The sequence below is a fragment of the Streptomyces sp. NPDC007346 genome (assembly GCF_040703535.1).
Taxonomy (GTDB): domain Bacteria; phylum Actinomycetota; class Actinomycetes; order Streptomycetales; family Streptomycetaceae; genus Streptomyces.
Genome location: NZ_JBEYKR010000038.1, coordinates 24,090 through 49,367, shown reverse-complemented (window position 1 = coordinate 49,367; position 25,278 = coordinate 24,090). Strand labels below are relative to the sequence as shown.

At 72.1% G+C, this 25,278-nt stretch carries 16 protein-coding genes and 1 pseudogene; 6 read left to right on the top strand and 11 right to left on the bottom strand.

The genetic code is table 11. From position 1 onward, the window contains the following. Nucleotides 1–76: 76 nt before the first annotated feature. On the bottom strand, nt 77–2,266 hold the full coding sequence (locus AB0917_RS13105; protein WP_366819585.1) for an MMPL family transporter: 2,190 nt from the start codon (nt 2,264–2,266) through the stop codon (nt 77–79). Nucleotides 2,267–2,509: 243 nt separating this feature from the next. Here AB0917_RS13105 and AB0917_RS13100 point away from each other — a divergent pair, with 243 nt between their 5' ends. Beyond that, nucleotides 2,510–3,778 carry a sensor domain-containing protein gene (locus AB0917_RS13100; RefSeq protein ID WP_366819584.1) on the top strand — a complete coding sequence of 423 codons (1,269 nt, stop codon included), beginning with the start codon at nt 2,510–2,512 and terminating at the stop codon, nt 3,776–3,778. Beyond that, nucleotides 3,763–4,410, top strand: coding sequence for a response regulator transcription factor (locus AB0917_RS13095; protein WP_366819583.1), 648 nt, complete (start codon nt 3,763–3,765; stop codon nt 4,408–4,410). The genes AB0917_RS13100 and AB0917_RS13095 overlap by 16 nt, the downstream gene beginning before the upstream one ends. A gap of 176 nt (nt 4,411–4,586) precedes the next feature. Here the strand turns inward: AB0917_RS13095 and AB0917_RS13090 are convergent, their stop codons facing one another. Then, nucleotides 4,587–5,126, bottom strand: coding sequence for a MarR family winged helix-turn-helix transcriptional regulator (locus tag AB0917_RS13090; protein ID WP_366819582.1), 540 nt, complete (start codon nt 5,124–5,126; stop codon nt 4,587–4,589). 86 nt (nt 5,127–5,212) lie between these two features. Here AB0917_RS13090 and AB0917_RS13085 point away from each other — a divergent pair, with 86 nt between their 5' ends. After that, on the top strand, nt 5,213–5,755 hold the full coding sequence (locus tag AB0917_RS13085; RefSeq protein ID WP_366819581.1) for a carboxymuconolactone decarboxylase family protein: 543 nt from the start codon (nt 5,213–5,215) through the stop codon (nt 5,753–5,755). 78 nt (nt 5,756–5,833) lie between these two features. Here the strand turns inward: AB0917_RS13085 and AB0917_RS13080 are convergent. Further along, nucleotides 5,834–6,539 (bottom strand): annotated as a pseudogene (locus tag AB0917_RS13080) (methyltransferase domain-containing protein). Nucleotides 6,540–6,749: 210 nt separating this feature from the next. Between AB0917_RS13080 and AB0917_RS13075 the strand changes: the two are divergent. The 3 genes from AB0917_RS13075 to AB0917_RS13065 all read left to right on the top strand — a co-directional run bounded on the left by AB0917_RS13075 (nt 6,750) and on the right by AB0917_RS13065 (nt 9,658). Next, nucleotides 6,750–7,655 carry a metal-dependent hydrolase gene (locus AB0917_RS13075; protein WP_366819580.1) on the top strand — a complete coding sequence of 302 codons (906 nt, stop codon included), beginning with the start codon at nt 6,750–6,752 and terminating at the stop codon, nt 7,653–7,655. Nucleotides 7,656–7,658: 3 nt separating this feature from the next. Beyond that, nucleotides 7,659–8,735, top strand: coding sequence for a PDR/VanB family oxidoreductase (locus AB0917_RS13070; protein ID WP_366819579.1), 1,077 nt, complete (start codon nt 7,659–7,661; stop codon nt 8,733–8,735). A 185-nt stretch (nt 8,736–8,920) separates the two neighbouring features. After that, nucleotides 8,921–9,658, top strand: coding sequence for a TetR/AcrR family transcriptional regulator (locus AB0917_RS13065; protein WP_366819578.1), 738 nt, complete (start codon nt 8,921–8,923; stop codon nt 9,656–9,658). Between the two features lie 35 nt (nt 9,659–9,693). Here the strand turns inward: AB0917_RS13065 and AB0917_RS13060 are convergent, their stop codons facing one another. The 8 genes from AB0917_RS13060 to AB0917_RS13025 all read right to left on the bottom strand — a co-directional run bounded on the left by AB0917_RS13060 (nt 9,694) and on the right by AB0917_RS13025 (nt 25,268). Next, nucleotides 9,694–10,398: a DUF2470 domain-containing protein gene (locus AB0917_RS13060; RefSeq protein ID WP_366819577.1), complete on the bottom strand. Its 705-nt coding sequence runs from the start codon at nt 10,396–10,398 to the stop codon at nt 9,694–9,696. Between the two features lie 136 nt (nt 10,399–10,534). Next, the gene (locus AB0917_RS13055) at nt 10,535–12,727 is read right to left on the bottom strand and encodes an NB-ARC domain-containing protein (protein ID WP_366819576.1); all 2,193 of its coding nucleotides are present in this window, start codon (nt 12,725–12,727) and stop codon (nt 10,535–10,537) included. Between the two features lie 186 nt (nt 12,728–12,913). After that, nucleotides 12,914–18,232 carry a pullulanase-type alpha-1,6-glucosidase gene (pulA, locus tag AB0917_RS13050; protein WP_366819575.1) on the bottom strand — a complete coding sequence of 1,773 codons (5,319 nt, stop codon included), beginning with the start codon at nt 18,230–18,232 and terminating at the stop codon, nt 12,914–12,916. A 94-nt stretch (nt 18,233–18,326) separates the two neighbouring features. Continuing rightward, nucleotides 18,327–20,060, bottom strand: a complete 1,734-nt coding sequence (locus tag AB0917_RS13045) for a carbohydrate-binding module family 20 domain-containing protein (protein ID WP_366819574.1) — start codon at nt 20,058–20,060, stop codon at nt 18,327–18,329. A gap of 418 nt (nt 20,061–20,478) precedes the next feature. After that, entirely contained in the window at nt 20,479–21,543 is a 1,065-nt protein-coding gene (locus AB0917_RS13040) for a LacI family DNA-binding transcriptional regulator (RefSeq protein ID WP_366819573.1), read from the bottom strand. Then, the gene (locus AB0917_RS13035; RefSeq protein ID WP_366819572.1) at nt 21,528–23,255 is read right to left on the bottom strand and encodes a glycoside hydrolase family 13 protein; all 1,728 of its coding nucleotides are present in this window, start codon (nt 23,253–23,255) and stop codon (nt 21,528–21,530) included. The genes AB0917_RS13040 and AB0917_RS13035 overlap by 16 nt, the downstream gene beginning before the upstream one ends. Nucleotides 23,256–23,373: 118 nt before the next feature. Further along, the gene (locus AB0917_RS13030) at nt 23,374–24,252 is read right to left on the bottom strand and encodes a carbohydrate ABC transporter permease (RefSeq protein ID WP_366819571.1); all 879 of its coding nucleotides are present in this window, start codon (nt 24,250–24,252) and stop codon (nt 23,374–23,376) included. Beyond that, on the bottom strand, nt 24,249–25,268 hold the full coding sequence (locus AB0917_RS13025) for a sugar ABC transporter permease (protein ID WP_366819570.1): 1,020 nt from the start codon (nt 25,266–25,268) through the stop codon (nt 24,249–24,251). Before AB0917_RS13025 ends, AB0917_RS13030 begins: the two co-directional genes overlap by 4 nt. Between the last annotated feature and the right edge of the window lie 10 nt (nt 25,269–25,278).

Genomic DNA, 25,278 nt, shown 5'->3' with positions numbered 1-25,278 from the left:
CGAACGCCGGGCTCACCCCCTGGATCTTGCCGGTGTAGGGGTTCACATAGAGGTTGCGGCCCGTGGGTGCGCCGGGTCAGGCCACGCCCACCGGTGAGCCGCCCGTCCGGGGGGCCGGCTCGTCGTGCTCCAGGCTCGGCAGGCGGGAAAGCCCCCTCGGCGTACGCCAGTTGCGCTCGCCCAGGAGCAGCATCACGGAGGGCAGCAGCACCATCCGTACGACGGTGGCGTCCAGCAGCACCGCCACGGCGAGGCCCACGCCCATCTGCTGCATGTCCTGCATGGAGAGCGTGCCGAACACCGCGAAGACCGCCACCATGATCGCCGCCGCCCCGGTGACCGCCCCGGCCGTACGGCGGATACCGGTCTCGATGGCTTCCCGGTTGTCCAGGCCGGCGCCGCGGGCCTCGCGGATCCGGGAGACCACGAACACGTGGTAGTCCATGGAGAGGCCGAACAGGACCACCAGGACGAACAGCGGCATCCACGCCTCGATCGCGCCGACCCCCTCCGAGCCGATCAGCGAGGCGCCCCAGCCGTGCTGGAAGACGGCGGTCATCACCCCGTAGGCGGCGGCCACGGAGAGCAGGTTGAGGATGATGGACGTGACGGCGATGACGTAGGAGCGGAAGCAGAACAGCATCAGCAGGAACGTCACCGCGGTGATGAACGTGAAGACCGGGACGATGCCGCGCCGCAGTTGGTCGTTGAAGTCGACGGATCCGGCGATCTCCCCGGTGACGTACGCCTGCGCCCCCGTCCCGTCGAAGGCGGCGGGCAGCCGCCGCTCGCGCAGCTCGGTGAGGCCCGCGGTGCCGTCCGGGAGGGGGACCTCGATCTCGGCGATGCCGCGGTCGCGGTGGACGGTGACGTTGTCGAAGCCCGCGAGCGCCTTGCCGATGGCCGGGGCGGTGATGTCGGCCGCCTTGACGACGACCAGGGCGGGGGCGGGGCCGCCGGGGAAGCTCTCGGTGATCGTGCGGTGGGCGACGGAGAGCTGCGAGTCGGAGCCGAACTGCTTCTCCAGGCCCAGGGTTTCGGTCTTCATGCCGAGTGCGGGCGCGGCCAGTGCGAGGAGCAGGAGGGTGGCGGCGGCGGCGAAGAGGCGGGGCCGGGCGAGTACGGGGCCGAGCACCCGGCCCACGATGCGGCCGCTGCTCCGGCCGCCGTGGGAGCCGCGCCGGTCGCCGTGGGAGCCGCCCTGGTCGCCGTGGGTGCCGCGCCGGCTGCCGTGACGGGCGGTGCGCGGGCCCAGCAGCGGGATGCGGCCCGCGTCGACGCGGTCGCCGAGCCAGGAGAGCAGTGCGGGCAGGACGGTCACCGAGCCGAGCATGGCGATGAACACGACGATGATCGTGGCGAGGGCGAAGCCCTTGAACAGCAGGAGCCCGGAGAGGAACATGCCGCCCATCGCGACCATCACGGTCAGCCCGGAGACGAGCACCGCCCGGCCGCTGGTGGCGGCGGCGATCCGCAGGGCGGTCTCGGCGTCCCGGCCCGCCGCCCGCTCGTCGCGTTCGCGGCGCAGGTAGAAGAGGCAGTAGTCGACGCCGACGGCGAAGCCCATCAGGAACATCACCGAGTACGTCGTCTGGAACAGGTGCAGCTGGTGGCTGGCGAGGGAGAGCAGGCCGAAGGCGGCCAGGCACGCGGTGAGCGCGAGGCCGACGGGGAGCAGGGCGGCGACCACGGCGCCGAAGGCGACGAGCAGGATGCCCAGGGCCAGGGGTACGGCGGTGAACTCGGCGCGCCGGAAGTCGTCGGCCAGCAGGTCGCCGAGCCACTTGCCCGCACTGGCCTCGCCGAACTGGTGGATCTCGACGTCCGGGTGGTCCTTCGCCACGGCCGCGACGGCGTCCAGGACCGGCTGGACCCGGTCCGGGGCGGTCCGCGCGTCGCCCCGCATCGCGAAGGTGATCAGGGCGTCCTTGCCGTCCTCGGAGGGGACGGGCTCGGCCAGGTCCCGCACCTCGCCGGTCTTCTCTACGGCGTCGGTCAGGGCGCCGGTGGCCGCCTTCCAGTCGCCGGCGGCGGTGGCGGAGACCATGACCAGTTCGCCGGCGGGCTTGGTGAGCCCCGCGTCCTGGAGAATCTGCTCGGCGCGGGCGGAGTCGCCGGCCCCGTTCTCCGCGGCGGACATCTCGACCATGCCGGTCGCGCCGCCGATGCCCGCGGCGAGCACGACGAAGAGCAACCAGCCGAGAACGGCCGTCCTACGGTGGTGTGTGCTCCACACACCGATGCGTGCCGCGAGGTTGCGCCTCATGCGGTTTCGCCCCCAGAGATAAGCGTCGGGTAAGTACGTACGTCGAACGCTTCGAATCTAGGAACGGGGCTCCGTCCGCCCCAGCCGTCGGGACCCCCGCTCGCGAGGCGCTGGGGCGAGGTGCGGGGGTGGTGCCAGCTACACCCCCGGGTGGGTGGCGTACCGGCTGCCGCCGCGGGGTGGGTGGGGGTGAGACTTGATCCAGAGCGGGGCCGGTCCGGTCCTGTGAGGGAGAGGGACACCATGAACGTACTCGCGACACGGATACGGCCGCCGATGCTGGCGGCGGGACGAGGACTCGTCCTGTCGGTCTACGGGCTGGCCGTCTCCATCATCCTGTTCGTCGTCACGGTGCTCTCGATCGCCTTCATCCTGCTGGGCATCGGTGTGTTCACCACCCCGGTGGTCCTGGAGGCGGTGCGCCGCCACGCCAACCAGCGCCGACTGTGGGCCGCCGCCTGGTCGGACGTACGGATACCCGCCCCGTACCGCCCGTTCCCGCCGGATCTGCGCGGGGGTGTCACCGGGCAGGTCGAGCGGACGACGCTGCTGCTGAAGGACCCGGCGACCTGGCGGGACCTCCAGTGGCTGCTGGTCGACATGACGGTCGGCCCGGTCGTGGCGATGCTCGCCGCCACCCTGATGATCTACCCGGTCGAGGGGCTGGTCCTGGCGGCGGGGCTGTGGCGCGTGTTCCAGGACGACCCGTACTGGTACGGATTCATCCCCGTGGACAGCCAGGGCACGGCGCTCGCCGCCCTGGCGCTCGGGGCCGTGATCTTCGCCGTCGGGCTCAAGGCCGCCGCGCCCCTGCTGCGGCTGCACTTCGTGATCGCCCGCCCGCTGCTGGCGCCCACCCCCGAGCAGACGCTGGCGCAGCGTGTGGACCGGCTCACCGAGACCCGGCACGAGGCGGTGGACACCGCCGCCTCCGAGCTGCGGCGCATCGAGCGGGACCTGCACGACGGGGCGCAGGCGCGGCTGGTCGCGATGGGGATGAACCTGGGCACGATCGAGGCGCTCATCGAGAAGGACCCCGAGCAGGCGAAGAGGATGCTGGCCATGGCCCGGGAGTCGTCGGCGGAGGCGCTGACCGAGCTGCGCGACCTGGTCCGGGGCATCCACCCGCCGGTCCTGGCCGAACGGGGCCTCGGCGACGCGGTCAAGGCGCTGGCCCTGCGGCTGCCGGTCGCCACGGAGGTGACGGTGGAGCTGCCGGGGCGGGCGGAGGCGTCGGTGGAGTCGGCGGCGTACTTCGCGGTGAGCGAGGCCCTGACCAACGCGGTGAAGCACGGCGGCGGCGACCGGATCTGGGTGGACCTGCACCACGGCGAGGGGATGCTCCGCATCTCCGTGACGGACAACGGCGGGGGCGGTGCGCGGATCGGATCGGGCTCCGGGCTGAGCGGGATCGAACGGCGACTCGGTACATTCGACGGCGTCCTGGCCGTCAGCAGCCCTGCGGGCGGCCCCACCATGGTCACCATGGAGCTGCCTTGCGTGTTGTCCTAGCCGAAGATCTTTTCCTGCTGCGCGACGGCCTGGTGCGCATGCTGGAGGCGTACGGGTTCGAGATCGCGGCAGCGGTGGAGAGCGGGCCCGAACTGAGCAAGGCCCTGGTCGAGTTGGAGCCGGACGTCGCGGTCGTCGACGTCCGGCTCCCGCCGTCCCACACGGACGAGGGCCTCCAGTGCGCCCTGGCGGCCCGGCGGGCGCGGCCGGGGCTGCCGGTGCTGGTGCTCTCCCAGCACGTGGAGCAGCTCTACGCCCGGGAGCTGCTGGCCGACGGCAACGGGGGCATCGGCTATCTGCTGAAGGACCGGGTCTTCGACGCCGACCAGTTCATCGACGCCGTACGACGGGTGGCGGCGGGCGGCACGGCGATGGACCCGCAGGTGATCTCCCAGCTGCTGTCGCGGCGGGCGCAGGACAAGCCGATGGGCGGCCTCACCCCGCGCGAGCGGGAGGTGATGGAGCTGGTGGCCCAGGGCCGCTCCAACACGGCGATCGCCGCCCAGCTGGTGGTCACGGAGCGGGCGGTCGCCAAGCACACCTCGAACATCTTCGGAAAGCTCGGCCTACCCCCCTCGGACGACGACAACCGCCGAGTCCTGGCGGTGCTCGCCTACCTGGACCAGGGCTGAACGGGGGGGGTGCGGCTGGCCCCCGGGGGGCTGGTCTGGGGGGGGCGGCTGGGGCGGGGGCACGGCTGACCTCCGGGCGCGGCTGACCTTCGGGGCACCGCTGGTCCGGGGCGCGGCTGAACCAAGCGCACGGCTGACCTCCGGGCGCGGCCGTGCGCCCGGTTCGGGCCCGTCTCTCAGCCCGTGAACCAGCCGGCCGCGTCGAGCCGGAACGCGTTCGCCGGCGCCATGGTGCGCAGGTCCGCCTCCAGGGCGGTCAGCCGTTCGTCCCCCAGCGCTCGCGCCCACTGGGCCCGCAGCCGGTCGAAGCCCTCGGCGGACCGGGCCAGCAGGTCGGTGCCGTGCGAGGTCAGGCGGATCACGGTGCGCCGGCCGTCGGCGGGATCGGCGGCGCGCTCCACGTAGCCGAGCGCCTCCAGCTTCTCGACGGTCTTGCCCGCCGCCTGTTTGGAGACCCCGAGCCGCCGGCCGATCTCGCTGATGCCCGCGCCCTCGCGGCCCACCGCCTGGAGGGCGAAGCCGTACGCGGGCCGGGTCTCGGGGTGTCCCTGCTCGGCCAGGTCCCGGTGCAGGGCGTCGATGATCGAGCGGAAGCCGGCGAAGAGGAGCAGCGGCAGCTCGAAGCCCGCCCCTCCCCCGGGCGCCGCCGCCCCTCCGCCGGGCACCACCGTCCCGCCCTCGGGCCCCCCTCCTCCCCCTGCGGCAGCCTCAGCCATTGCCGAACTCGACAACCTGGTTTACCTTTTTTTCGTCAACCATGTTGTCGATCCTACCTGTCCCCACCCTCCCCGAAAGGTCCGCCATGCCCTTCCCCGACCACACCCCCGAGACCGCGCCGCCCGCTGCCCGGCGAGCGCTGGAGGCAGTGACGGAGCGCCTGGGCTACCGGCCCGCCGCCGTCGCCCGGCTCGCCACCTCGCCCCACACCCTGGACGGCTTCCTCAAGATCAGCGCGATATTCGAGACCTGCACCCTGGACCCGCTCTCCCGCGAGGTCCCGATCATGACGATGGCCACCCGTAACGACTGCCATGTCTGCGTCGCGATGCACACGGCGAAGCTGACCCGCATGGGCGCCGACCCGGCGCTCGTCGCCGCACTCCGCGACCGCGCGGCCCCCACGCTTCCCGACGAACGCCTGGAAGCCATACGCCGGTTCACGCTGGCGGTGCTCGCCTCGGCGGGCGCGGTCGACGACGCGGCGCTGCGGGACTTCCTGTCGTACGGCTACACCGAACAGAACGCCCTGGAAGTGGTCCTGGGCATCGGCGCCTACACGCTGTCCACTCTGGCCAACCGGCTCACCGGAGCACCGGTGGACGCCCCCTTGGCCGCCTTCGCCTGAGAGTCGGGCAGGCGGGCCGCCTTCAGGGTTCCCGCCACGGTCGGCGGCGCCGAGGGGCGGCCCTCGCCGCAACCGGTCTCAGGTACGGGTGACGGCCAGGCTCGTCACGTAGGCCTCGCGGACCGTGCCGCCCGGGAACGCCTCGGTCAGCAGCGTCCGTTCGCGCTCCAGGGCGGCCTCGGCCACCGCTCGTTCCGCGACCAGGAAGACGGAGTGGCTGGCGAGGTTGGCGAGGTGGACGTCGAGCGGCACCTCCCGGCTCCACTCCACCTGCCGGGTGCCGAAGTCGACTCCGGCGGGCAGCTCGGCCCGGAGGCGGACGTCGGGGGCGTACGCCGTCACGTGGTGTTCCTCCTGGCCTTCGCCGAAGGTGTCCAGCACCCGCCGCCTCTGTTCCCCGATCCACTCCACGCGCGGGTCGGAGTCGTTCCACCACAGGGCGAGCGCCCCGCCGGGCCGCAGGACCCGCCGGGCCTCGGGGACCGAGCGGGCGGGGTCGGTCCAGTGCCAGGACTGGGCGTACGTGATCAGGTCCAGCGACCCCGTGCGCAGCGGCAGCCGGTTGCCGTCGCCCCGGACCACGGACACGTGCGGCAGGCCCCGGCGGAGCTGGCCCGCCATCCCGCCCCCCGGCCCCGACGTCGGCCACCCGGGCGCCGGCCAGGGGGCGGCCGGACAGCTCCTCGATCGCGTCCAGCAGTGCGGGCGGGTAGGAGGGCCGGTTGGCGGCGTAGGAGGCGGCCACCGCATCGAACGAGCGGGCGCGGGCTGAGTTCGTCGTCATCCCTCCATCATGGGCGACGGCGCCGCGAAGACGCTGGGAGTTCTGGGCCAGGACGCTGCCGGCCGCACTGGACAGGGAGTTCCGGGACCACCGGGCCGTCCGGCCCACCCTGCGCCGACTGAGCCAGGGGGCGAGTACCGACCCCGATCGGTACTGACGAATCCGTGCACGCCTCTGGTCCCCCCGCTTACCCGTCAGTACATTGACGCCATGTCTAACACGCAGCCAGCGGCGGTCGCGTCGGAGCGGACGCCGCTCAAGGCCCGCAAGGTCTCCTTCGCCTGGGAGAAGACCCCCCTGCACTGGGTGCCGGGCGACCCGTTCACCACGCACACCATCAACGTGCTCCACCTGCTGCTCCCGGCCGGGGAGCGCTGGTTCATCCATGTGTACCGGCAGATACTCCCGTACATCCATGACGAACAACTCCGCGAGGACGTCATCGGGTTCATCGGCCAGGAGGCCGTGCACTCGCAGGCCCACGACGACGTTCTGCCGCACCTGCGGGAGCTGGGCCTGGACCCGACCCCGTACACCGCGCAGGTCGACTGGTTCTTCGAGAAGCTGCTCGGGGACCGGACCCTGCCGCCGGGGCGGGCCTCGCAGTGGTGGCTGATGGAGCGGGTGGCGATGATCGCCGCCATCGAGCACTACACCGCCTTCCTCGGCGACTGGATACTCAACGCCGAGGCGCTGGACCGCAAGGGCGCCGATCCGACCATGCTGGACCTGCTGCGCTGGCACGGCGCGGAGGAGGTGGAGCACCGGTCGGTGGCGTTCGAGGTGTTCATGCATGTCGACGGCGGCTACCGCAGGCGCGTGCGGACCTGGGCGACCGCCTTCTCCACGCTGGTCTTCCTCTGGCAGCGCGGGACCCGGTTCTTCATGGAGAACGATCCGACCCTGCTGGACGGCAAGGCCACGTTCAAGGCGTTCCACGCCCGTGGCAAGCAGGGGACGCTGCCCGGTACGGGGGCGATCCTGCGGTCCATACCCAGCTACCTCAGCCGCTCGTACCACCCCTCCCAGGAAGGCAGCACGGCCCAGGCCGTCGACTACCTCGCCCACTCGCCCGCGGCGCTCGCCGCCGAGGCCCACGCGACGGGGGTGTCCTGACCCGTGGCCCCGCCCCGTCTGCGTCACCTCGCCGTCGTCGTCGGCGCCGCCCTGCTCGCCCGGCGGGCGCTGCGCCGCCGGATCGCCCGGTCCCCGCTGTGGCCGCTGCCCGCCCTGCCCGAGCCGATATCCGGCCACTCCCGGCGAAGGCCGACGGCCGTGCGGCGGCTGCTGGTCACCGAGCGGGTGACCGTCGCCGAGGGGGTCGTACAACTGCGCCTGGAGGGCAAGGGGTTGCCGCGCTGGCGGCCCGGCGCCCATCTGGACCTGGTGCTGCCCTCCGGCCTGGTGCGGCAGTTCTCGCTCTGCGGCGACCCGGACGACCCCGGCTCGTACACGGTGGCGACCCGGCTGGTGGAGGACGGCCGGGGCGGGTCACGGGAGGTGCACGAGCGGCTCCGGGTGGGGACGGAGATCGAGGTGCGCGGGCCGCGCAACCGGTTCCCGCTGGTGGAGGCGGAGGCGTACGTCTTCGTCGCGGGCGGCATCGGCATCACCCCGGTCCTGCCGATGGTGCGTTCGCTGGCCGCCTCGGGGGCGGGCTGGCGGCTGCTGTACGGGGGCCGGTCGCGGGCCTCCATGCCGTTCCTGGACGAGATCGAGAAGCTCGGCGCCGACGGGGACCGGGTCACGGTGGTCGCCCAGGACGAGGCGGGCCACCCGGACACCGCCGCCGCGCTGGCGGGCGTCGCCCCCGGCACGGCGGTCTACTGCTGCGGCCCCGAGCCCCTGATGGACGCCGTCACCGCCGCGCTCCCCGAGGGCCGCACCCCGCACCTGGAGCGGTTCTCCGCCGCGACGACGGACGCGGCCGGCTCCGCCGCCTTCGAGGTGGAGCTGCACCGCAGCGGCCGGACCGTGCGGGTGGCGGCCGGGCAGTCGGTGCTGGCGGCCGTCCGCGAGGAGCTGCCCCATGTCGCGTACTCCTGCGAGCAGGGCTTCTGCGGAACGTGCCAACAGCGGGTGCTGGAGGGCGAGATCGACCACCGGGACGAGCTGCTGACCGACGACGAGCGCGGCGACTCGATGCTCATCTGCGTCTCGCGCTGCCGGGGCGGGCGCCTCGTGCTGGACCTGTAGCGGATGCCGGCCCCCGGGTTCGTGGCGGATACCGGCTCCCGGGCCGGTGGCGGACGCCGGCTGCCAGGCCCGTGGCGGACGGCGCCGGCTCCCGGGCCCGTGGCGGATGTGACGTCTGGAGCTGAAGCGGTCGTGACTCCTGGACCTGGGGAGCCGCCGCGCCGCGCCCCGGCTAGGCTGGACGGATGACGACCGGAGTACGGCGCAGGATGGGCGTCGACGAGCGCAGGCAGCAACTGATCGGCGTCGCGCTGGACTTGTTCAGCCGACGCTCCCCCGAGGAGGTGTCGATCGACGAGATCGCCGCCGCCGCGGGCATCTCACGGCCGCTGGTCTACCACTACTTCCCGGGGAAGCAGAGCCTGTACGAGGCGGCGCTGCGGCGGGCCGCCGACGAGCTGGCCGCCCGCTTCCTGGAGCCGCTCGAAGGGCCCCTGGGGGCGCGACTGCTGCGGGTGATGGGGCGGTTCTTCGACTTCGTCGACGAGCACGGGCCGGGCTTCTCCGCGCTGATGCGCGGCGGCCCGGCCGTCGGCTCCTCCACGGCGAACGCCATGATCGACGGGGTGCGGCAGGCCGCGTACGAGCAGATCATCACGCACCTGGGGGTGCAGGACCCGCCCGCCCGGCTGGAGTTGGTGGTCCGCTCCTGGGTCTCGCTGGCCGAGTCGACCGCGCTGATCTGGCTGGACGGGCGGCGCATTCCGCGCGAGGAGCTGGAGACGCAGCTCGTGCACGACTTCGCGGCACTGGCCGCCGTCAGCGCGGCGTACGACCAGGAGATGGCGGGCATCGTGCTGCGGGTGCTCTCCCAGGAGCCGGCACAGGGCCCGTTCGGGGAGCTGCTGACCCGGCTCTCCGCGCTCGCCCCCGCCGTACCGGCCGTCCCGGCGCAGCGGCTGCCGCACGACGCGCCCGCCTGAGCCGAGACGAAGACGGAGACGGAGACGGAGACGGCTCAGGCCGGCAGCCCGTTGCGGTGCGAGACGCGGCGGGCGGCGGCCAGGAGAGCGTGGATCTGCGGGCCCGCCTGGTCGATGTCGGTCACCGGCTTCGGGAACGGCAGCCGTACGTCGCGGTGGGCGCGCGGGTACTCCAGCCGCAGGGTCAGGCCGTAGCGGTCCATCGCCAGGGGCAGGGCCCGCACCATCCCCCGGTCCGGGTGGGGGCGGACCAGGCGCAGCAGCAGCGGCACGAGCTCGCCGTGGTCGTCGACCAGGTGCGTCAGCATGCCCGCCTCGCACGCGGCGACCGGGTCGGTCTCCGCCCGCTCCAGCTCTTCGAGCGTGACGAACGTACGGCCCTCGGCGTCCTCCAGGACCGCCTGGCCGAACTCCATGCAGGTGGAGGCCTCGGTGTCGGTGCTGTACGGGGCCGCCAGCAGCCCGGTCACCGTGACCCGGGCGCGCAGCCGCTCACGTACGGGGGTGGGGGCGATGTCGGTGAACTCCAGGCGGGCGGGGACCCGTTGCGCGGCCGGGGCGTGGGTGCCCTCGGTGGGGGCGTGGAGGTGGATGTGGCCCATCGCCCCCGTGCCGTCCAGGCGGCGGACTTCGGTCTGCACCCCGTCGCTCACCACCGTCATCGAGTGGGCGACGACGAGGATCGACCGGACGCGCTCGGCGCGGGTCGGCTGCGTGGCACGGGCACTGAAAGGGCGCATCCGAGTTCTCCAGAGACGGTCAGGGCACCCAAGTGGTTACTTAGGTATGCCTAACCTAACTCACGATGCGGCGGCAGGGGTAGTCCGCCATCCGGATCCGCCCTTCCGCATCACGCCCCCGGGCCGCCGCGCCCCCTCAGAGCTGGAGCTCGCTGTGGAGCGCGGCGGCGAGTCCGACCTCCGCGTTGTCCGCCTGGCCGCGTTCGAAGGCGCGCTGGTAGGCCTCGTCGCCCACGGCAGCCCGCGCCTGGCGCTCGTAGGTCCTGCGGACCGCGCCCAGCTCCGGGGTGCCGCGCTGGGGGTGGCCGACCATCCGCCAGTACGCGTGCCCGGTGCCGTAGACCCTGGCGGCCTGGGCCCCCGCGCCCTGGGCGGCGATGGCGGCGGCCAGGATGTCCAGGCCCAGCGCGATGCCGAAGCTGTCGCGGAGCCGGTGCTTGCCCGCGAGCATCGCGCGGGCGTGCGTGGCGGAGGCCTCCGGGCGGCCCTGGAGCAGGGCGATCAGGGCGAGCTGGTAGTCCGCGTAGGAGCGGGTCCAGTGCTCGCCGCCGCGCTCGCACGACCGGCGCAGCGCGGTGGCGGCCCGCCCGGCCTCGGCGAGCCGGCCCAGCGCGGTGAGCGCGAAGACGGTGATGAGGCGGCAGCGCAGCCGGTGGGCGGTGTCCAGGGGGGCGAGGCCGTCGTCGGTGTCCCCGGCGGTCTCCCCGGCGGCGCCCGCGCCGGTCTCCCGGGCGGTGGCGCGCGGCCCTGCCGGCGGCCTGTCCGGCGAGCCGCTCGACGGCCTCGTCCCGGTCATCCGCAGCACCCGTTCGGCCGCCTCCAGGGCCGCCGCGGGCCGGCCGGTCATCAGCTGGGTGAGGCCGCTGAGGTAGGTGGCGCCGAGCATGCCCTCGTCGTCCCGGTCGTGCAGCGCGATGGCCGTGCAGAGCGCCCCGTACTTCTCGGCGGTCGCGAAGTCCCCCTGGAGCAGGGCCGCGACGCCGAGCACCCACTGCAACCGGGTCCGGTGCGGGCCGTCCGCCGGGCCCGCGTCCAGGGCGCGCTGGGCGTAGCCGCGGGCCTCGGAGAGATGGCCGCAGCAGGCCCAGAAGAAGCCGACGCGGCCCGCCATCTCCTGGGCGCGGGCCACATCGTGGGCGAGCAGGTGGTCCAGGGCGGCGCACAGGTCCAGGTGGGTGTCGGCGACCTTGTGGTACCAGGAGACCTGGTCGGGGCCGGTCCAGCCGTCGTGGGCGCGGCGGGCCAGGCGCAGGAAGCTGGCGGCGTGCCGGTCGGCGGCCGCCCGCTCCTCGCCGAGCTCGGTGAGCCACATGCGGCCGTACTCGCGCAGGGTGTCGAGCATCCGGTAGCGGGCGCCGTCGCACTGGAGGACCGACTGGGCCACGAGCCCTTGCAGCGCCCGGTCCACCTCGTCGGGGGTGAGCGGCCCCCCGGCGCAGACCTCGCGGGCGACCTCCTCGTCGAAGTCCGTACGCAGCAGGGTGAGGCGGGCCCACAGGAGCCGCTCCAGCGGGGTGCACAGTTCGTGGCTCCAGCCGATCGTGGTGCGCAGGGTGCGGTGGCGGCGGGGCCAGAGGGAGTCGTCGGCGAGGAGGTCGAGCCGGGAGGCGGTGAGGTCCTCGGCGTCGACCGGGGCGTCGAAGCGGGTCCCGATGCGGGTGGCGAGCTGGGCCACGGTGTGGCGGCCGATGCCGGCCGCGGCCAGTTCGATGGCGAGCGGGATGCCTTCGAGGCGGCGGCAGATGTCGGCGGCGGCCTCCCGGTCTCCCGGCGCGTCCAGGCCCGCCCGGGGGTCGCCCGCGCGCAGCCGGTCCTCGAAGAGCTGGAGCGCGTCGGGGGCGCCGTCGACCGGCAGCGGCTGGATCCGTACGACGTGCTCGCCCCGGGTGCCCAGCGGCTGCCTGCTGGTGACCAGGACGGTCAGGCCGGGCGAGGTGGTGAGGACCTCGGCGAGCAGGTGGGAGCAGGGGGCACGCAGGTGTTCGGCCGAGTCGAGGACGAGCAGGAGGCGCTTGTCGCTGAGCCATTCGCAGAGCGCCTCGACCGGCATCCGCAGGGTGTGGTCGGCGAGCCCGACCGCGTCGGAGACGGTGGGCAGCAGCAGGGTGTCGTCGTAGAGCGGTGAGAGGTCGGCCCACCAGGCGCCGTCCGGGTAGCGGTCGGCGGCGGCGCGGGCGGCCCGGACGGCGAGCCGGGTCTTGCCGACGCCTCCGGGGCCGATCAGGGTGGTCATCCGCCGCGTGGTCAACGCGGTGTCCAGTCGGGCCAGTTCGGCCCGCCTCCCGACGAAGCTGCTCGTCTCCTCGGGAAGGAATCCCACCTTGGTCATGATCACCGTCCGGCACGCTGGGGCAGAGGGCGCCGGTGAGCCGACCGCCCCGCCCGGGGCTCCTGCCGCACGAACCGGGCCGGCCCCGCCTCCCCGACGGGGGGAAGGCGGGGCCGGCCCGGTGGACCAGGACGGCTGTCGCGGCTCCTTCGCCGACGTCTGCCGTCACCGTAATGCCGGTGGGAGTCAGCGCAGGACGAAGACGGCCGCCGTGCGTCCCGGGACGGTGAAAGTGGCTGATTTCGCCTCGTACCTGGCTCGTTTGACAGTAAGGTCCGCGCCCTTGGCCTGCACCGGGTGGAGGGCGTACGTCTTCCCCGCCGGGGCGGCGAGCCGCTGGGTGGCGGTGGCCGGGGTGGCGTTGAGGACGACGGCCAGCCTGCCCAGGCGCATGGTGATCACGCCGGGGGTCTCGGCCGGGCCGGAGAGCGGGAAGGACAGGGCGGACTGCACCTGCCCGGTGGTGGTCAGGGAGAACTCCTTCTCGGTGGAGCGGATGGTGAGCAGGTCGCGGTAGGCGGCCGAAGCACCCTCGATCTGGGCGCACTTCGGGGCGATCGTGGCGGAGGCCGTCAGCAGCGGCTTCGCGTAGGACCACTTGTCCTCGTTGTCGGCGGCGGGCGGCAGGCCCCGGCCGAAGCCGTTGCCGTCGCGGCAGTCCCAGTGCAGGGCGTTGAACCAGTCGCCGCTGTCGTAGGAGTTGCGGTCCAGCGACTTGGAGCGCAGCAGGTCGGTGCCCGCCTGGGAGAGCGAGGGGCCCTGGGAGAGGACGGAGGCGGCCATCGCCACCACCTGGGCCCTGGCCCGCTCGGCGGCCGTGGTGCCGGCCGGGAGCTTGAAGGCGAGGGTGTCGAAGAGCGTCTCGTTGTCGTGGGCGTCGGAGTAGGCCAGCGCGTCGCCGGGGACGGCCGCGTATCCGGCGGGCGCCCCGTTGTAGTCGACGTCCGAGCCCTTGACCTTGCGGCCGGAGGTGTCGGTGAAGGTGTAGTCGGCGAGGTTGCCGGTGAGGCCGACCTTGATCAGGTCCTGGTAGTGCAGGAGGCGGGCCTTCTGCTCGGCGCGGGTGCCGTTGGCCGGGGAGGAGTTGGGGTCGGTGTAGAGGCCGGTAGCGAAGCCCTGGACGCCGGGGTCCTCGTCGAAGGGGCCGCCGCCGCGCACGGCGTCACGGGCCCGGTCGGAGAAGGTCGCGATGCCGGTGCCGGCCATGTTCTGCTGGGTGGCCTGGACGAAGCGGGCGTCGTCGGCGATCTCGCCGAAGTTCCAGCCCTCCCCGTACAGGATGATCTTCTTGCCGTCGACGCCGTCCTTGGCGGGCGTGAGAGAGTCCAGCGCCTCGCGGACGGCGAGGATGTTGTCCTTGGGGTGGTGGCCCATCAGGTCGAAGCGGAAGCCGTCGACCTTGTACTCCTTGGCCCAGGTGACGATCGAGTCGACGACGAGCTTGCCCATCATGGTGTTCTCGGGCGCGGTGTTGGCGCAGCAGGTGGAGGTGGCGACGGTGCCGTCCTCCAGGAGCCGCTGGTAGTAGCCGGGCACGATCTTGTCGAGGACCGACTTGTCGTCCTGGCCGGAGGCGACGGTGTGGTTGTAGACGACGTCCATGACCGTGCGCAGCCCGGCCTGGTTGAGGCCCTGGACCATCTGCCGGAACTCGACCGTGCGCCTGGTGCCGTTCGGGTCGGAGGCGTACGAGCCCTCCGGGACGGTGTAGTGGAACGGGTCGTAGCCCCAGTTGAAGCCGTCCTTGGCGGCGGCCTTGCTCACGCAGGCCTGCTGCTCTTCGGAGTCAGGGGCGTAGACGTGCAGGTCGCAGGCGGGCTCGGCCTGGTCCTTCTTCTTCTCGGGGATGGTCCCGATGTCGAAGACGGGCAGCAGGTGGACGTAGCTGGTGCCGGAGTCGGCGAGCTTCTTGAGGTGCTTCATGCCGGCCGAGCGGGTGTCGGTGAAGGCCAGGTACTCACCGGGGTGCTTGGCCGTGCGGTCCGTGATGGAGAAGTCCCGGACGTGCAGCTCCTGGATCTGGGCGTCCCGCAGCGGGGTGGCGGCGGGCTTCTTCAGGCCGGACCAGCCGCGCGGCGCCAGCTTCGGGTCGGTGAGGTCAACGACGAGGCTGCGGGCGGAGTCGGCGGTCAGGGCGGTGGAGTAGGGGTCGGTGACCTTGTTGGTGACCAGCTTCTGGACGGTGGGCGCCCAGACGGTCACGGCGTACCGGTAGGGCTTGCCCCGCCAGTCCTTCTTCCCGGTGACCGACCAGACGCCGGTGCGGTCGTCGCGCTTCATCGGGTGTGTACGGCCGTCGAGTTCGAGGGCGACGGTCCGGGCCGTGGGGGCCCAGACGGAGAGCGTGGGGGCCGACTTGCGGAAGACGGGGCCGAGTTCGGCGCTCGCCGCGTGCTGCCCGTACAGGTCGTCCAGGATGCCCGCCGTCTGTACGCCGGTGGCGGCGAGCAGAGCACCGTTGGCCGCGCGCTGGGTGGCGATGAGCTGGCCGCGCAGGGACTCACGGACGCGGTCCCGGTCGCGCGGGTCGACGGTGAAGACCGGATAGTCCTTCAGGTGCGGGTACTTGGCCTTCTGCGCATCACTGAGCGCGGCTGAGGTGAGCCGCAGCCACTGGCCCTCGTCGGAGAGCGCCCCGTCGACGACGGAGATGCCGCCCTTCTTCGCGTACACGAGCTGCTGGCTGGTGGCGTCGGTGGTCTTCACCTTCCAGACGACGGTGTTCGCGTCGATCCACTGCGCCTCGGCCTTGGAGAGGTCGGGGGCCGCGCCGCCGCCGACCTGCGGGAGCAGGTAGCCGGGCCTGCCACCGATCATCCAGACCTCGTGGCCGTAGGTGGCGATGTCCAGGGACTGGTCGCTGGGGAGATCCTTCTCGTCGCCCTTGTGCAGGATGTAGCTGAGCGAGGTGGCGCCGTCGACGAGGGGCACCTCGAAGGTGACCCCGTAGGCGTCCTCCTTGACCGGTGTCAGGGGCTTGGCCCAGTCGGTGGGCTCCTCGGCGCCGGTCCAGGTGTGCAGCCCCCAGCCGTCGTAATCGCCGTCGGCGCGGTGGTAGTTGAGGACCGCCTTGGTGGTGTCCTGCGGAGGGGTCTCGGGCGCCTGGGTGGTCTGTTCGTCCGTGCCCTGCTCGACCCAGACCTGTCCGGTCACCCCGAGGTCGATGGTCCGCTCCGGCCCGTCCGCCGTGCCGTTCCTCTCGACGGTGTACGGGAGGGAGCCGGTGCCCTCCTCCAGGTCGAGCCAGGCGAACGCGCCGAACGCGTCCCGGCCGATGAACTCGGCGGTCCTGTCACCGGACTTGAGCTGCCAGCCGTCGTAGTCGCCGTCGGGGCGCTGGTAGTGGACGACGGCCCGGTCGCGCTCGACAGCGACGGGCTTGCCGGCCGGCGGGGTCTGCCCGGCGGTGGTCGTGGCCAGGGCGCTGGAGGTGCGGCCCGCCCGGTCGACGACAACGGCCTTGTAGCGCAGGGGCGTTCCGACCTTGACGGTCTCGTCAAGATACTGGGTGACCTTGTACGGGGCGTGGTCGGCCGAACCGAGCGTCTGCCACTTCCCGTTGCCCACCTGGGCGGCGAAGACGACCCGGTTGAGCTGGCCGCCGTCCACGTCGGCGGTGATCTCGACGGTGCCGGTGGCGCCGGCGGCCGGCGCCTTCAGCGTGATGGCGGGCTTGGTGGCCGGGGCGCCCAGCGGCTTCTCCGCCCGCAGCACGACGCTGGAGAGGGCGGGCACGGTCACGGTGACCCTCTTGTCGGCACCGCTGCGGACCGCGCCGGAACCGCCGTAGATCGTACGGAAGTTGACCCCGGCCGACTCGGTGGAGAGCTGGACCTTCTTCGGGGTGGCCGCGTTGTTGGAGGCGACGAGGTACTCGTACGGCCGCTTGGCGTCGATGCGCGAGGTGGCGTACACCGAACCGTGCGCGTACCGCTCGTTCTGCACGCCGTCCCGCAGCGCCGGGTGCTCCTTGGTGAGCTTGGCGAGCCCGGCGATGGAGCGGTAGATCGGGTGCTCGGTGTCGTACGCGTCCGAGGCGTGGGTGCGGTCGGTGCCGAGCTGGTCGTCGTCCAGGTAGTCGGCGGTCCTCGAGGCGAAGAGGGTCTGGCGCGCGTCCTTGTCGCCACCCGCTCCGGTGAAGCCCTGCTCGTCGCCGTAGTAGATCACCGGGTTGCCCCGGCCGAGGAACATCAGCTCGTTGGCGAGGCGGGCGCGCTTGAGCAGCTCCGCGTCGTCGGCCTGCGGGTTGTCCTCCTTGAGGAAGGTCCCGATGCGGCCCATGTCGTGGTTGCCGAGGAAGGTGACCTGCTCGTAGGCGTTGGCCTTGTCGGTGGTGTAGCGGTAGTCGTTGCCGTACACCGAGGCGAGCCGGTCGGCCGGGGCGCCCTGGGAGGCGAACTGCCGGGCGGCCTCCTGGAAGGGGAAGTCCAGCGTCGAGTCCAGGCGGCCCCGTGTCACGTACGGCGAGGTGATCGCCGGGTCGGCGGAGTAGACCTCTCCGAACATGAAGAAGTTCTTCCGGCCCTGCTTGGCGGCGTACGCGTCGAGCGCGGTGGCCCACTGGGTCCAGAAGTCCAGGTCGACGTGTTTGACGGTGTCGATGCGGAACCCGTCGATGTCGAAGTCCCGGACCCACTTCTCGTAGATCTTCTGCATGCCCTTCACGACCTCGGGACGCTCGGTCCACAGGTCGTCCAGCCCGGTGAAGTCCCCGTACTCGCTGGACTCGCCGGCCCACGTCGAGTCGCCCCGGTTGTGGTACATGGTCGGGTCGTTGAGCCAGGAGGGGACCTTCTTCTCCGTGCCGGGGGCCTTCACCGGCGTGTACGGGAAGGAGTCCTGGTCGACCTTCCTGACGCCCTCGCGGTCGTCGAAGGGGCGGCCGTCCTTGTCGAGGTAGGGGAAGGCGCCCTTGGGCTTGTAGCCGTAGGCCTTCTCCGCGTAGTCGATGGTGTCGGCGGTGTGGTTGGTGATGACGTCGAAGAAGACCTTCATGCCCTTGGCGTGGGCCTTGTCGATCAGCTTCTCCAGGTCGGCGTTGGTGCCGAAGTGCGGGTCGACCTGGGTGAAGTCGGTGATCCAGTAGCCGTGGTAGCCGGCCGAGGCGTCCTCGCCGGTGCCCTGGACGGGCCGGTTCTTGAAGATCGGGGCGAGCCAGATCGCGGTGGTGCCGAGCCCCTTGACGTAGTCGAGCTTCTGGGTCAGGCCCTTGAGGTCGCCGCCCTGGTAGAACCCCTTGTCGGTGGGGTCGAAGCCGTGCTCCAGCCGTGAACCCTTCAGTCCGCCGCGGTCGTTGGCGGTGGTGCCGTTGGCGAACCGGTCCGGCAGCACGAAGTAGAACTGCTCCCGGGTGAGGTCGTGCCGGGCCGCCTCCTTGGCCAGCTTGGCGTCCGAGGGCGGAGCGGGGGGTCGGGGCGACGCGGCGGCGGTGGCCGCCGGGACGACGGGCAGCAGCGCCACGCAGAGCGCGGCGACGACCCCTCGCCTGAGGGTGGTTCGGGACACGGGCGGGTGCTCCTCGGCTGGTCTCAGGAGGGCTTGCGGAGGGTGGGCCGCGGGCCGGCGACCTCGGTCACCGGCCCGCGGGTTCGTCAGGAGGTCAGCCGCGCCACACGTCGGCGGTGAGGGTGACCTTCCCGGAGGACGGGACGGTGGCGGTGCGGTCGGCGCCGCTCTCCCAGGTGACGTTGCCGCTCGCGTCCTTGCGGACGTACTTGTACGCGAACGACGTCCCGGCGGGCAGGTTCACGTCCAGCTTCCAGACGGGGTACGCGGCCGGGTCGAGCTTCAGCGCGCCGGCCGGGTTCCAGTTGCCGAGGGCGGCCTGGTCGCCGGTGACGTAGATGTTCTGGCCGGGCTGGGTGGTGGCGTTGACGCCGAAGGAGGCTCCGGACTGGCCGGTGCCGGGGTCCGGGTCGCCCGGACCGGGGTCCGTACCGCCGGAGCAGGTACGGGCGCCCGCGTGCAGGGCCACGGCGGTGCCCGCGCCGAGGGTCGCGGTGAACTGGCCGGAACCGTTCACCGTGACGCCCTGGCCGCTCTGGACGTCGCAGTAGTCACCGGCGGGCAGCGAGGTCTGGAAGGTCCGGGTCAGCGAGGAGCCCTCGTGGTTGATGGCCACGTACGCCCTGTCGCCCCGGCCGAAGGCGATCTGGTCGCCGCCGTTGTCCCACCAGTCGGTGACCGACTGGCCGCGTGCGGCGTTGCGGAAGCCCACCATGGAGGAGATCTCGCGCCAGTCGTGCTGGCACTTCCAGCCGTCGGCGTAGCAGGCGTTCACCTGGCCGCCGCCCGGCGGGCCGGCGTCGTGGTCGCTGAACTCGTAGCCGGAGTGGACGTCCGGGGAGCCGTAGGGCCAGGCCAGCATGAAGACGTTGGCCAGGGTGTAGGCGGAACCGTTCTTGTAGCTGAGGGTGTCGCCGCCGCGCTCGGTGTCGTGGTTGTCGACGAAGACGGCGGACTTGCCCGACTCCATGAAGCCCCAGCCCTCGCCGAAGTTGTTCAGGTTGGCGAGGTTCTCGTTGAGGAAGACCTGCTTGAGGCTGCGCGCGTACCGGAACTCCTGGACGTCCCCGGTGCCCAGGTACTCGGAGGGCGAGACGGCCTCGCCCTCTCCGTGGATCGCCTCCTGCTTCCAGTAGGCGTTCGGGTCGGTCAGCCGGGACTTGATGGCGGCGAGGTCGCCCGCGGGCATGTGCTTGGCCGCGTCGATCCGGAAGCCGTCGACGCCGAGGGAGAGCAGGTCGTTGAGGTAGCCGGCGATCTTGCCGCGTACGTAGTCCTCGCCGGTGTCCAGGTCGGCGAGGCCGACCAGTTCGCAGTTCTGGACGTTGGCGCGGTCGTTGTAGTTGTTGATCTCCGACTGGCAGTGGTTCAGGTCGTTGACGGAGTAGAGCCCCGGGTAGTCGTACTTGGTGTACGACGAACCGCCGGTGCCGGTGCCGCTGCCCGCGGACATGTGGTTGATGACGGCGTCGGCGACGACCTTGACCCCGGCCGAGTGACACGTGTTGATCATGGCGGAGAAGGCGGACCGGTCGCCGAGACGGCTGGCGATCTTGTAGCTGACGGGCTGGTAGGAGGTCCACCACTGGCCGCCCTGGATGTGCTCCTGGGGCGGCGAGACCTGGACGTAGCCGTAGCCCGCCGGACCGAGGCTGTCCGTGCAGGCCTTGGCTATGGAGTCGAACTTCCACTCGAACATCACGGCGGTGACGTCCTTGTCGCCCGGAGCGGCGGCCTGGGCCGTGGCGCCGAATCCGGTGGGGACGACGAGGGCGGCGGCAGCGCCGGCCACGAGGGCAAGCGCGGCGGACAGGGGTCTGCGTGCCATGTCTTTCCTCCTGCGGGTGGGGGAAACGCGGGTGACCGTGCAGCCTCAGCCGGCAACGCGCCATGCCCTCAAGGCTCCTGAAGGTTCTTGCAGCAAGAATGCAAACCTTGCCGCGGAGCAGACCGTACGAGCCCACCAGTCGCCGGTCAACCCTTTGGACATCTCCCGCTCACATCAACGAAACAGCGCGGATTTCTCGCCGCAAGGTCTTTCGCAAGATATTGCGGGCTGTTACGTTTCACCTGACTCCGGTCCGGTCGGCCGAGGGTTCCGGCCGCCGCCTCGCGGCGTCGGACCCCACGCGCCCGGCCGGCCGGGCCGGTCACGGACAAGAGAGGCACCCGGAGTCGCAAGAACTCCCCGCCGGCCCTTCCTGGGCCGACTCCTGGTGCCTCTCTTCCCGTGCCCTCAGGCCTGGTCAGCCCTCCGCGCGCACCGCCGCCGTCGAGCCCCGTACCACCAACTCCGGCTGGAAGACGTACTCGGTGCGCTGCACCGGGCTCCCGCCGATCTCCTCCAGCAGCGCGCCCACCGCGGCCGCCGCCATCGCCTGCACGGGCTGGCGCACGGTCGTCAGCGGCGGGTCGGTGAAGGCGATGAGCTGCGAGTCGTCGAAGCCGACGACCGAGACGTCACGCGGCACGTCCAGCCCCCTCCCCCGGGCGGCGCGCACGACGCCCAGGGCCATCAGGTCGCTGCCGCAGACGATGCCGGTGCACCCGGCGTCCAGCAGGGCGCCCGCCGCCACCTGGCCGCCCTCGACGCTGAACAGCGTGGAGCAGACGAGCCCTTCGGCCTCGGAGCGGTCCATGCCGAGCAGGGAGATGGCCGCCTCCACGAACCCGTCGCGCTTGCGCCGGGAGGGGACGTACCGCTGCGGGCCGATGCCCAGGCCGACCCGGCGGTGGCCCAGGTCGGCGAGGTGGCCGACGGCCATCCGTACGGCGGCGTTGTCATCGGGCGAGACGAACGGGGCGCTGATGCGCTCGTTGTAGCCGTTGATCAGGACGAACGGTACGCCGCGCTCGGTGAGCGCGGCGTACCGTGCCGGGTCGGCCGAGGTGTCGGCGTGCAGCCCGGAGAGGAAGACGATGCCGCCGACGCCCCGCTCCACGAGCTGTTCGACCAGCTCGTCCTCCGTCGCCCCGCCCGGGAGCTGGGTGCACAGGACGGGGGTGTAGCCGTGCCCGGCCAGCACCTGTTCCACGGACTGCGCGAACGCCGGGAAGATCGGGTTGGTGAGTTCGGGCGTCACCAGGCCGATCAGTCCGGCGCTGCGCTGCCGCAGCCGCAGCGGCCGCTCGTAGCCCAGGATGTCGAGCGCCGCGAGCACCCGCTGACGCGTGGTGTCCGCGACGCCCGGCTTCCCGTTCAGGACCCGGCTGACCGTCGCCTCGCTGACCGCCGCCTGGCCGGCGATGTCGGAGAGCCGGGGCGGGGCCGCGGTGGTCCTGGGTGCGGCCAGTGTCACACCGTCCACCACACCGTGGTGTCGGCGGGCAGGACGGCCTCGGCGCCGTCGACGGTGACCGGGGAGCTGGCGAGCAGCGCCTGGCCGGGGGCGGTGATACGGACCGGGGTGCCGGTGGTGTTGACGGTGCAGACGAAGCCGGGGCGGGCGAGGACGAGGACGCCCTCGGGGCCGTCCAGCCACTCGACGTCCGTGCCCGCGCCGAGGCCCGGGTGCTCGCGGCGGGCGGCGATGGCGGACCGGTACAGCTCCAGCGTGGAGCCCTCCACACCGGTCTGCGCCTCGACGGACAGCTCGCCCCAGCCGGCGGGCTGCGGGAGCCAGCTGCCGCCGTCGCCGAAGCCGTACGACGTGCCCTCGCGGTTCCACGGGATCGGCACCCGGCACCCGTCGCGGAAGCCGTCCTGGCCCTCGGCGCGGAAGAACGAGGGGTCCTGGCGGGCCTCGTCGGGCAGGTCGGTGACGTCGGGCAGGCCCAGCTCCTCGCCCTGGTAGACGTAGGCGGAGCCGGGCAGGGCGAGCATCAGCAGGGTGGCGGCGCGGGCCCGGCGCAGGCCGAGTTCGCGGTCGCCGGGGGTACGGATCTGGGTGCCCAGGCCCGCCGGGTTGGCGAACCGGGTGGCGTGCCGGGTGACGTCGTGGTTGGAGAGCACCCAGGTGGTGGGGGCGCCGACCGGGCGCATCGCGTCGAGCGAGGTGTCGATGACCTTGCGCAGCTCCCGCGCGTCCCAGGCGGTCGACAGGTACTGGAAGTTGAACGCCTGGTGCATCTCGTCGGGGCGCACGTAGTTGGCGGTGCGCTCGACGGTCGGCGTCCACGCCTCGGCGACGGCGATCCGCCCGCCCGTCGCCCGCCGCCGCCCTTCCGAGGAAGGTCCTTCAGGCACCATCGTGTCCGGGTACTCGTCCAGGATGGTGCGCCAGCTGCGGTAGATCTCGTGCACGCCGTCCTGGTCGAAGAAGGGCATGACGTCGTTGCCGAGCAGCTTGAGCTGCTCGTGGGAGCCGAGGTCGGGCAGCCCCTCCGCCTTGACGAGGCCGTGGGCGACGTCGACCCGGAAGCCGTCGACGCCCATGTCGAGCCAGAAGCGCAGGATGGAGCGGAACTCGTCGGCGACGGCCGGGTGCTCCCAGTTGAAGTCGGGCTGCTCGGGGGCGAAGAGGTGCAGGTACCAGTCGCCGGGGGTGCCGTCCGGGTTCACCGTACGGGTCCAGGCGGGGCCGCCGAAGATGGACTCCCAGTCGTTGGGCGGGAGTTCGCCGTCCGTGCCCTTTCCGGGGCAGAAGTGGTAACGCTCGCGCAGGGCGGAGCCGGGGCCCTCGGCCAGGGCGCGCTTGAACCACTCGTGCTGGTCGGAGGAGTGGTTGGGCACCAGGTCGACGATGATGCGCAGGCCCAGGCCGTGCGCCTCGCGGATCAGGGCGTCGGCGTCCAGCAGGGTGCCGAACATCGGGTCGATGGCCCGGTAGTCGGCGACGTCGTAGCCGGCGTCGGCCTGCGGGGAGGCGTAGAAGGGGGAGAGCCACACCGCGTCGACACCGAGGTCCCGCAGGTAGGGCAGGCGGGCGGTGACGCCGGCGAGGTCTCCCATGCCGTCGCCGTTGCCGTCGGCGAAGCTCCGCGGATAGACCTGGTAGATCACCGCGTCCTGCCACCAGCCGGTGCGGTGGCCCGGGGCGCCGTCGGACGTGCCGGTGGAGGGGGCAGCGAGATGCTGGGTCATGTCGTCCCTGGGGTGTCTGGGTGGGGAGCGGCGCCGGTGACCGGGTCGGGATTTCCGGCGCCGCCGTGACGGGTGCGGTGGTGCGTACGGGTGCTGGTGCGGGTGGCCAGGGGGTCTCTCAGCCCTTGACGGCTCCGGCGGACATGCCGGTGACCAGGTGCTTCTGCGCGAACAGGAACACCAGGGCAGCCGGGATGGCGATGAGCACGGAGGCCGCCGTCATGGGGCCCCACTGGGCGCCGTACTGGTTGACGAACTTCTGGAGCCCGCCGGCCAGCGTCAGGTTCTCGTCACCGACCAGGAAGGCGGAGGCGTACGCCACTTCGCCCCAGGCGGTGATGAAGGAGTAGAACGCGGTGACCGCGAGGCCCGGCTTGGCCAGCGGCAGGATCAGGCGCCAGAAGGTGCCGAACGGGGTGAGGCCGTCGACCTCGCCCGACTCGTCGATCTCGCGCGGGATGGTGTCGAAGAAGCCCTTCATCATCCAGGCGCAGAACGGCACCGAGATGGTGAGGTAGGTGATGACGAGGCCGGCGGGCTGGTTGAGCAGCCCCAGGCTCGCCATGATGTTGTAGATCGGCACGATGAGGACGGCGACCGGGAACATCTGGGTGATCAGCAGCGTCCACATCAGCCCGCGCTTGCCGGGGAAGCGGAAGCGGCTCACCGCGTAGCCGGTGGTGGCGGCGACGAAGACGCCGATGACGGTGGAGAGCCCGGCGATGATCGCGGAGTTGGCGAACCAGTTGAGGAACTCGGTGTCGCGGATCAGGTTCGTGTAGTTGACGAATGTGGTCTCGCGGAAGAAGTCCGTCGTGGTCGCGTACTTGGCGGGCTTGAGCGAGGTCAGCAGGACCCACAGCACCGGGAAGACCGCGATCACCGAGGCGATGATCAGGGTGAGGTGCAGCCCGACCGAGGCGAGGGGGGAGCGCTCGCCGCGGAGGCGGACCTTGGGCACGGCGTGCCGGCCGGGGGTGTCGGTGGCGGTGGTCACCAGTTGTCTCCCTGGGAGCGCAGGACTCGCCGGTAGATCACGGCGAAGAGCATCAGGAGTACGAGGATCAGCACGCCCCAGGTGGAGGACTGCGCGAAGTCGCGCGGGCTGATCTCGAAGGAGAACTTGTACGCCTGGGTGACGAGGATCTGGGTCGCCTCACCGGGTCCGCCGCGGGTGAGCAGGAAGATCACCGGGAACATGTTGAAGGTCCAGATGGTGGAGAGCAGGATCACCGTGGTGGAGACCGGGCGCAGGCCGGGCAGCGTGATGTGGCGGAACCGCTGCCAGGCGGTGGCCCCGTCCATCTCGGCGGCCTCGTACTGCTCCGAGGGGATGGACTGCAATCCGCCGAGCAGGGCGACCATCATGAACGGGATGCCGAGCCAGACGTTGACGGCGATGACCGCGAACTTGGCCCAGGTGGGGTCGTTGAGCCACGGGATGCCGTCGATGCCGGCGCCGCCGAGGACCTTGTTGAGCAGGCCGCGCTCCTCGTTGTAGAGGAAGCGCCAGGCGAAGACCGAGACGAAGCCGGGGATGGCCCAGGGCAGGATGAGGGCCATGCGGTAGGCGGAGCGCCCGGCGATCCTGCGGTTGAGGATGTTGGCGAGCCCCATGCCGAGCGCGAACGTGATGCTCACGCAGGAGACCGTCCACACCAGCGTCCAGCCGAGCGTGCCGAGGAACTGCGAACCGGTCAGCGCGTCGATGTAGTTGTCCGCGCCGACGAACTTGTAGGTGGCGGGGATCTCGTTGACGCCGATGGTGCGCGCGACGTTGCGCTCGTCGGCGTCGGTCATCGACAGGTAGATGCCCCGCAGCAGCGGGTAGCCGATGATCACGCTGATCACGACGACGACCGGGGCGACCATGGTCCAGGCGTACCAGTGGGTCGACAGGCCTCGCCGGAAACGGCCGGGGGCCGGTGGTGGGGTGCCAGTACCGCGGCTCCGGCCGCGGGCGGTGTTCTCGCCCGCGGCCTTCACCACCGACTGGCTGGTGTGGACAGCCATCAGTCGGCCA

What these genes read in the sequence shown, in the direction of transcription:
- AB0917_RS13090 (WP_366819582.1), bottom strand. Translation starts at nt 5,126, where the DNA reads ATGGCTGAGGCTGCCGCAGGGGGAGGAGGGGGGCCCGAGGGCGGGACG.
- AB0917_RS13105 (WP_366819585.1), bottom strand. Translation starts at nt 2,266, where the DNA reads ATGAGGCGCAACCTCGCGGCACGCATCGGTGTGTGGAGCACACACCAC.
- AB0917_RS13065 (WP_366819578.1), top strand. Translation starts at nt 8,921, where the DNA reads ATGACGACCGGAGTACGGCGCAGGATGGGCGTCGACGAGCGCAGGCAG.
- AB0917_RS13075 (WP_366819580.1), top strand. Translation starts at nt 6,750, where the DNA reads ATGTCTAACACGCAGCCAGCGGCGGTCGCGTCGGAGCGGACGCCGCTC.
- AB0917_RS13035 (WP_366819572.1), bottom strand. Translation starts at nt 23,255, where the DNA reads ATGACCCAGCATCTCGCTGCCCCCTCCACCGGCACGTCCGACGGCGCC.
- AB0917_RS13045 (WP_366819574.1), bottom strand. Translation starts at nt 20,060, where the DNA reads ATGGCACGCAGACCCCTGTCCGCCGCGCTTGCCCTCGTGGCCGGCGCT.
- AB0917_RS13055 (WP_366819576.1), bottom strand. Translation starts at nt 12,727, where the DNA reads ATGACCAAGGTGGGATTCCTTCCCGAGGAGACGAGCAGCTTCGTCGGG.
- AB0917_RS13085 (WP_366819581.1), top strand. Translation starts at nt 5,213, where the DNA reads ATGCCCTTCCCCGACCACACCCCCGAGACCGCGCCGCCCGCTGCCCGG.
- AB0917_RS13060 (WP_366819577.1), bottom strand. Translation starts at nt 10,398, where the DNA reads ATGCGCCCTTTCAGTGCCCGTGCCACGCAGCCGACCCGCGCCGAGCGC.
- AB0917_RS13100 (WP_366819584.1), top strand. Translation starts at nt 2,510, where the DNA reads ATGAACGTACTCGCGACACGGATACGGCCGCCGATGCTGGCGGCGGGA.
- AB0917_RS13025 (WP_366819570.1), bottom strand. Translation starts at nt 25,268, where the DNA reads ATGGCTGTCCACACCAGCCAGTCGGTGGTGAAGGCCGCGGGCGAGAAC.